This window comes from Pseudoalteromonas sp. S554 (genome assembly GCF_005930865.1).
Lineage (GTDB): Bacteria > Pseudomonadota > Gammaproteobacteria > Enterobacterales > Alteromonadaceae > Pseudoalteromonas > Pseudoalteromonas marina.
This window is the reverse complement of sequence record NZ_PNDV01000150.1, coordinates 1-5,343: the sequence shown is the minus strand read 5'-3', so window position 1 is coordinate 5,343 and position 5,343 is coordinate 1. Positions and strand designations below refer to the sequence as shown.

The window sequence follows — 5,343 nt, the reverse complement described above, 5'->3', positions numbered from 1 at the left end:
TATCCTGACACAGGGGGGTACTCGCAATAGAGGGCTTTATTAAAAAGTTAGCGCACCAGCATTATGATGATTTAAACGCTGAAACATAAGCCTCTTTTTTTGCCCTTGGTAACTTTTTTATTTTACACTCAAGCTTACTCGCTTCGCTTTTACTCCCAACTTCCTGCTGATGAATAAGTATAAGAGGCCCTTTACCTTTTAAATTTTTCGCCCCTTTACCCGCTTGATGCGTTGCAAAGCGCTTATCTACATTAGTAGTAATGCCGGTATACCAGTGCCCAAACCGTGTTTGCACTATGTACAAGTGCCATAAAGTGCCTGAAGTATGTGTTTTTGGCTCTAGGGTTTGTAAACTTTTTTCATTATTGGTGGTCAAAATATTACCTTAATACCCTTAACTCAAAACAATTGCTTAAAAGGGTTTTACCTTCAGTGACTAATCGGTATCATGCAGATTATAAAAAATAAGGATCACAACAAACAATGCAGTCGTTAAAAACTTTTTCTCTTTGGCTTATCGTCGCTTTAACACTTAGCTCTGCAGCAGGTTGCTCTAGCTGGGTATACAGAATAAACATCCCTCAAGGTAACTTTTTAGAGCAATCGGATGTTGAAAAGCTTCGTGTAAACATGACTCGAGACCAAGTTATTTATGTATTAGGCCGTCCTATTGCCACAGATGCTTTTGATAACAACACATGGCGTTATGTTTACAGCTTTAATAAAGGCCGTGAAAACGAGCAACATAAAGAGCTAGTGATTAACTTTGAAAATGAAAAACTTGTTTCGCTTTCAGGTGACTACGATCAGCCAGAAAATTTCAACACCCCTTTAGAACAATAATATTGTCGCTAAAGTAAAAAGGTAAGCTTTGCTTACCTTTTTTTATACCTAAATTATCGCTCGAGTGGGCGACCACCCGTTATTTTATTTGCTCGGCCTTCTTCTTTTGCCTTTTCAGCGCGTTTTCTTCGTGCATCTTTAGGGTCTGCAATTAATGGACGGTATATTTCAATACGATCACCATCTTTTAATTCGTAGTTTGCCTTAACCGTTCTATTCCATACACCTAATGTAAGTGCATTTGCGTCTATTTCAGGGCACTTTTCAATAATACCCGACTGAATAACCGCTTGTTCGGCCGTGCAGCCTGGCTGCACCTCAATCGATAAACAGGTTGCAGTAGTAGGTAAAGCAAAAACAACTTCAATGTTAATCATATTCGCGCTCCGTATACTTCTTTAGCCCGCGAAGTAAAAGCACTTACCATATTTTTTGCAACATCATTAAAAATTTTACCAAACGCAAGCTCAATAATTTTGCTCGAAAATTCAAATTCAAGCTCTAAATAAACTTTGCATGCATGGGCATCTAATGCTTGAAAATGCCAACGCCCTTTAAGCGTTTTAAATGGACCATCAACCAGTTTTAATAACACGGTTTGTTCGTCTATAAAGGTGTTTTCGGTGGTAAACCACTTTTTTATACCCGCCTTAGATATTTCTATACTCGCGGTCATGTTATTATGCTGCTGCGAAACAATTTTTGAATCAGAACAATTTGGTAAAAACTGAGAATAAGCTTCTACATCATTAACTAGATCAAACATTTCTTTAGTGCTGTACATAACCAGCGCACTTTTTTCAATTTGTGGCATACTCACTCCCAAATGTGTGGGCGAATTTTAGCAAGCTTTGTTCGTTTCCCCAAACTTTCATGACGCATAAATTAGATCTAATTTTTTAAAATCATTACTAAAAATCGATGTAAAACATCTCACATTACGTATATTATAGGGCACTATGGCTAAGAAAAATTCATCAAAATCGACAAGCAATACCATCGCGCTAAACAAAAAAGCGCGACATGAGTATTTTTTACACGATAAGTTTGAAGCAGGTGTCGAACTACAAGGCTGGGAAGTAAAAAGTATCCGAGCTGGTAAAGTAAATATCTCTGAAACTTATATACATCTTAAAAACGGCGAAGCATTTTTACTTGGTAGTCAAATTCAACCATTAAATAGTGCCTCTACTCACGTTATTTGCGACCCTATGCGTTACCGAAAGCTTTTACTAAGCAGACGAGAACTTGACCGCTTAGTGGGAGCAACTGAACGTGACGGCTATTCATTAGTGGCTACAGCCATGTATTGGAAAAAATGTTGGGTGAAACTTGAGTTTCATTTAGCAAAAGGTAAAAAAATGCATGACAAACGCGAAGACGGTAAAAATAAAGACTGGTCGCGCGAAAAAGAGCGCTTAATGAAGCACAAAGTTTAAATAAAACGCCTAACTCAGTTAGGCTTTTTTTTATAAAAAAACCAAGCGCCATTTGTTTTATTAATACACAACAAGACCATTATTCAGCCTAAATATACCTATAAATAATTTATTACAATTTTATTGTGAATCAATTAATTTAATTATTACTCTCAATGAGGTTGTATTTTTTATTTCTAAAATAAAGCATATGCGCCTATTTAAACCTGCTTCAGCGCATAACATCTGCTTTAAAATCATCCCAAATCACACTAAAACCCATACTAAAATCACATTTCAGTCTCATTGCTAACACTTAAGTTACATGATATTAATGTCGTCGCTTGTTATATCAATCCGCTTAAGTATGGGATTTATTTAACAATTTAAAAGGATTGGTATTGAGCAACTAAACTTATTACATATCAACAAGGATTTAAGGATGAAGCAATCAATTGCATTTACGCCAAGTATTATTATTGGCGCAACACTTTCATTATCAGCGGGCTTTACAACAACAACTTACGCCGCTGAAGAAGCAAAAAAAGTAGAACGCATTGAAGTTACAGGCTCGCGTATTAAACGCTCTGACATTGAAGGCCCATCACCAGTGCAATCAATCAGTAAAGCCGATATTGAAAACATGGGTTACGATAACCTTCAACAACTACTCGAAAGAATGCCTGTTGCAGGCAGTGGTACTTTTTCTACACGTGGTAACAACCAAGATTCGACGGCAAATGGAGCTGCCGCTGTAAGCTTGCGAGGCTTAGGTGCCGACGCAACACTTGTACTGATTAACGGGCGCAGAGTCTCAATTAGTGCGTTTGCAGAAGGGATAACTAATTCGTTTGTCGATATAAACAGCATTCCAGTATCGGCTATTGAACGAATAGATATTTTAAAAGACGGTGCATCTGCAATCTATGGCTCTGATGCTGTAGCCGGTGTTGTTAACGTTATTTTGAAAAAAGATATCGATGGCGTAGAGGTAAACTTAGGGTACGGCGGCACTGATGGCCCTAACTATGAAGAAACGACAGCAAGTGTTGTTTGGGGTACCACTAGCGAAAAAAGCAGTGCGTCAGTAATCATTGATTACTTTAAAAACACATCGCTTTCATCAGATGAAATGGGCCGCTTGGGTACCGCAAACCAATCTCCTTATGGCGGTGAAGATTTCCGTTCATCTCGTGGCTTCCCTGGCTACTTTTACGTTGATGGTGTAAAAACAATTGACCCAGATTGCCCAGCAGAAAACGCAACTGCAAGCGGAAGCTGTTTATTTGATTATGGCCCGTTTGGCTACATAGCCCCAGCTGCTGAACGTATTGGCGCAATATCGCAATTTGAATATCGCTTTGACAATGGCATTACGGGCTTTTTAGAAATGGCCGTTCAGCACAATACGTCGGTTGCAGCGGGTGCACCAACCCCACTTGACGAAGATGCAGGCCTAACGGTACCAGCAAATCATCCTAATAACCCATTTGGGCAAGACATCGAAATTGGCCGCTACCGTACTGTAGACGCGGGTGCCCGCCAATGGGATATTGAATCAGACACAATGCGAATTGTGGCTGGCTTAAAAGGCGAAATTAACGACTGGAGCTGGGAAACAGCAGTACAAAAAGGTCGCAGTAAATCAATGCAAACCGGCGACCGCTCGCAAGGTTGGGTTCGTACTGATTTCTTACAACAAGAAATTGACGCAGGTAATTACAACCCATTCGGCGGTACATACAACGACCCGGCAGTTGTAGACAGAATTACCACCAGCCTTGTTCGTCGTGGCGAATCGCATATGACTTCATTTGACGCAAACATTACTGGTGAAGCATTTAGCTTTGGCGACGATGTTGTAATGATGGCCGCTGGTATCGAATACCGTGAAGAAGACGTCAGCGATATCCCAGATGATCAATTCCAACGTGGTTTAATATTTGGTACTGAATCTGTATCTGCATCAGCAAACAGAGACCAGTACGCCGCGTATGTTGAGTTTTCAATTCCACTTGCAGAAACCCTAGAGCTACAACTGGCTGGTCGTTACGATGACTACAGCGACTTTGGCACCACGACCAATCCAAAGGTTGCACTTCGCTGGGCACCAACCGATGAAATTACGGTTCGTGGTTCATGGGCGCAAGGCTTTAGAGCCCCTTCTCTTGCACAAGTTGGTTTAGGTCCATCTCAAGAAAGTCAGTTTTTTGTAGACACGTACCGCTGTCAAGCAACAGGGAAAGACTGTAGCGCACTTGATTACAACATTGAGTTTGCAGGTAACCCCGATCTACAACCAGAAGAATCTGAATCTTGGAACGTTGGCTTTATTTGGGCACCAACAGCCGAATTTGGTCTGAGCGTAGACGTGTGGAGCATCACACAAGATAACAAAATTGACGAGCAAGAATTTGGCCCTATTTACGCCTCTGAATGTAATAACCAAAACAGCACAGTATGTGTTCGTTTATCACCAAATGGTGGCGATGCGTTAGGTACTATTCAAAAAATATTTAGCACCTTTGAAAACGTATCATCGCAAGAAGTGTCGGGCGTTGATATTTCAACAAACTACAATCACTCGCTTGACGATTTAGGCTTATTAAAATTCAATTTAGAATGGGCATACCAAGATAAATTTGAAAAAGATGGCCGCGATTATACCGGTGAATATGGGTACCCAGAGCACCGCTTTATCTTCTCAACTAACTGGGAAATGGGCGCGTTTAACACTAACTTAAACATTAGTTATGTTGGTGAGTTTGAAGATACACCAGATATCGACTTCGATGGTAACTTAGATTTCGATACTAATACATCACGTATGGTTGACTCGCAAACACTGGTTGACTTACAAACGTCTTACCGTGTTTCTGACTCTGCTAAAGTATCGTTAGGTATTAATAACTTATTTGATGAAGAGCCACCATTTACAATTGGTGACGGTGATTCTGATTTATACGGCTACGCCTCGGGTGTTCATAACCCACGCGGTCGTTATATCTATACTAAAGTAAGCTTTTCTTTCTAAACGCTACATAAATAAAAAAACCGCCAACTGAAGTGACCCCCAATAGTT

Annotated in this window: 6 protein-coding genes; 3 read left to right on the top strand and 3 right to left on the bottom strand. The window is 40.1% G+C overall.

Annotated elements, in window-relative coordinates; all coding sequences use genetic code 11:
• Positions 1-61: 61 nt before the first annotated feature.
• Positions 62-376, bottom strand: coding sequence for a GIY-YIG nuclease family protein (locus CWB65_RS19380; RefSeq protein WP_006793932.1), 315 nt, complete (start codon positions 374-376; stop codon positions 62-64).
• Between the two features lie 107 nt (positions 377-483).
• Here CWB65_RS19380 and CWB65_RS19375 point away from each other — a divergent pair, with 107 nt between their 5' ends.
• Positions 484-843, top strand: coding sequence for an outer membrane protein assembly factor BamE (locus CWB65_RS19375; protein ID WP_006793933.1), 360 nt, complete (start codon positions 484-486; stop codon positions 841-843).
• A gap of 53 nt (positions 844-896) precedes the next feature.
• On the opposite strand, the gene CWB65_RS19370 is transcribed toward CWB65_RS19375, so the two are convergent.
• Both CWB65_RS19370 and CWB65_RS19365 read right to left on the bottom strand, forming a co-directional pair.
• Positions 897-1,220, bottom strand: a complete 324-nt coding sequence (locus tag CWB65_RS19370; protein WP_008130063.1) for an RnfH family protein — start codon at positions 1,218-1,220, stop codon at positions 897-899.
• Entirely contained in the window at positions 1,217-1,657 is a 441-nt protein-coding gene (locus CWB65_RS19365; RefSeq protein WP_006793935.1) for an SRPBCC family protein, read from the bottom strand. The genes CWB65_RS19370 and CWB65_RS19365 overlap by 4 nt, the downstream gene beginning before the upstream one ends.
• A 145-nt stretch (positions 1,658-1,802) precedes the next feature.
• Between CWB65_RS19365 and smpB the strand changes: the two genes are divergently transcribed.
• Entirely contained in the window at positions 1,803-2,282 is a 480-nt protein-coding gene (gene smpB, locus CWB65_RS19360; RefSeq protein WP_006793936.1) for an SsrA-binding protein SmpB, read from the top strand.
• Positions 2,283-2,703: 421 nt separating this feature from the next.
• The gene (locus tag CWB65_RS19355) at positions 2,704-5,295 is read left to right on the top strand and encodes a TonB-dependent receptor (protein ID WP_138741276.1); all 2,592 of its coding nucleotides are present in this window, start codon (positions 2,704-2,706) and stop codon (positions 5,293-5,295) included.
• Positions 5,296-5,343: the final 48 nt, after the last annotated feature.

Coding starts and splice junctions, on each gene's coding strand:
- CWB65_RS19375 (WP_006793933.1), top strand. CDS start 484: ATGCAGTCGTTAAAAACTTTTTCTCTTTGGCTTATCGTCGCTTTAACA.
- CWB65_RS19370 (WP_008130063.1), bottom strand. CDS start 1,220: ATGATTAACATTGAAGTTGTTTTTGCTTTACCTACTACTGCAACCTGT.
- CWB65_RS19365 (WP_006793935.1), bottom strand. CDS start 1,657: ATGCCACAAATTGAAAAAAGTGCGCTGGTTATGTACAGCACTAAAGAA.
- smpB (WP_006793936.1), top strand. CDS start 1,803: ATGGCTAAGAAAAATTCATCAAAATCGACAAGCAATACCATCGCGCTA.
- CWB65_RS19355 (WP_138741276.1), top strand. CDS start 2,704: ATGAAGCAATCAATTGCATTTACGCCAAGTATTATTATTGGCGCAACA.